Genomic DNA, 2,050 nt, shown 5'->3' on the forward strand with positions numbered 1-2,050 from the left:
CCCCCGAGCCGAACGCGGACAGCCCGACCCGACGCGGTTCCGGCCACCGCTCCAGGTCCGGCCGGTCGCCGGACGGCGGCAGCAGCCCGTGCCGCATCGCCTGCGCCACCAGGACGATCCCGGTGATCCGCCCGTCGAAGCCGGCGCGCGCGGGCGCCTGCTCCTCGGTGAGCCCGGCCGACTCCAGCGCCCGCAGCACCACCCGCCGCCGCGCCGGGACCGCGGCGCTCCCGGCCCCGTCGGAGTTCACCGCCGACCCGCGCACCACCACCAGCGGGCGGCGGTCGTTGCGCGTCGCGTCCGCCAGCCGCTCCAGCACGAGCACGCCGGTCCGGCCGTCCGCGTCGACCCCGCCGACCAGCGCCAGCACCGACTCCCCGGAGCGCAGCGACTGCGCGGCCAGGTGCGCCGCCACCAGCTCCGCCCCGTCCGCCACGCCGATCGACGGCCCCTCCAGGGCCAGCGCCCGCACCACCCGGCCCGGCGACCGGCCGCAGGTGAACACCCCGGTCGCGGTGCCGCGCAGCGCGCGCGGGTTGATCCCGGCCCGCTCCAGGGCCTCCCACGCGGTCTCCAGCAGCAGCCGCTCGCCCTCGTCGACCTCGGCGGCGGCCTCCGGCGCCAGGTCGAAGAACGCGGCGTCGAACCGCGTCGCGCCCACCCCCCCGGCGGCGGGCGGCTCACCCGCGACCAGCCGCTCCCACAGCGCCTCCGGCGTGCCGACCCCGCCGGGCAACCGGCACGCGGACCCCACCACCACAACGGGTTCCAGCCCCGGCGGCGCGCTCTCGGCCCGCTCGTCGGCCTGCGCGCCCCCGCTCAGCAGCACGGTCAGGTGGTCCGCCAGCGCGGACGGCGTCGGGTGGTCGTAGACGACCGTCGCGGGCAGCCGCAGACCGGTGGTCGCCATCAGGTGGTCGAGCAGCTGCACCGCCTCCGCCGAGGTGAACCCCAGCTCCCGGAACGTGCGGTGCCCGTCGATCCCGGCCGCGCCGCGCTTGAGCGTGGCCGCGACCAGGTGCGGCACCAGGGTGTGCGGGTCCGGCTCGCCCTCGGTGACCGGCAGCCCGGCGGAACCGGGGCCGCGCCAGAACCTCCGGTGCTGGAACGCGTAGGTGGGCAGGTCGACGTGCCCGCCCCGGTTGCGCCACAGCACCGGCGTGCCGCCCGCCCACACCTCGGCCAGCGCCTCGGCGAACGCGACCGCGTCGTCCGCGCCCCGGCGCAGCGCGCCCAGCGCGACGTCCGGGTGCGCCGGGTGCGGGCCGACCTCGACCACCGTCCCCAGGCCCTCCGCGCGCAGCGCCAGCAGCGCCTGGTCCAGCAGCACCGGGTCGCGCAGGGTGGCGTACCAGTGCTCGGCGTCCAGCTCCGAGGTGTCCAGCACCCCGCCGGTGACCGTGGAGCAGAACGGGATCGCGCCCGCACCCGGCCGCACGTCCGCGAGCAGCCCCACCAGCTCCTCGTGCACCCGCTCCACGTGCCCGGTGTGCGCGTCGCGCCCGCCGAGCGAGCCCGCGAACACCTGGGCGCGCAGGCACACCACCCGCGCCGCCTGCGCCAGGTCGAGCGCGCCCGCGACGTGCGCCGCCACCACCTCGCCCTCGCCGCAGCCCACGACCGCCGCCGGGGACACCCCGTGGTGCTCACACAACCGGGCCAGCGCCACCTGGAACGCGAACAGCGCCGGCTGCGCCACGTCCGACCCGGTCAGCGGGCCCGCCTCGCGCAGCACCCGCAGCACCGACCAGTCCTGGTGCTCGGACAGGGCCGCGTCGCACTCGGCGAGCGCGTCGGCGAACACCGGGCTGACGCGCAGCAGCTCCCGGCCCAGGCCCGGCCAGTGCCCGCCCTCGGCGGGGAACAGCAGCACGACGCGGCGCGCCGCCGGATCGGCCTCGCGCACGGCCAGGTCGCGCAGGTTCCGCAGCAGCTCGGCGCGGTCGCGGCCGACGACGGCGGTGCGGCGCTCGAACCCGGTGCGGGCGGCCAACGAGGCGGCCACGTCCGCGGGGGTCCAGCGCGGCTGGTCGACCAGGCGCGCGTGCAA

Annotated in this window: 1 protein-coding gene; it reads right to left on the minus strand. The window is 78.7% G+C overall.

What is annotated here, in order from left to right; all coding sequences use genetic code 11:
- A partial coding sequence (locus tag ACTUAL_RS19980) for an acyltransferase domain-containing protein (RefSeq protein WP_440901317.1) occupies positions 1-2,050 on the minus strand: 2,050 nt, incomplete at both ends.

It is taken from the genome of Actinosynnema sp. (assembly GCF_052038725.1).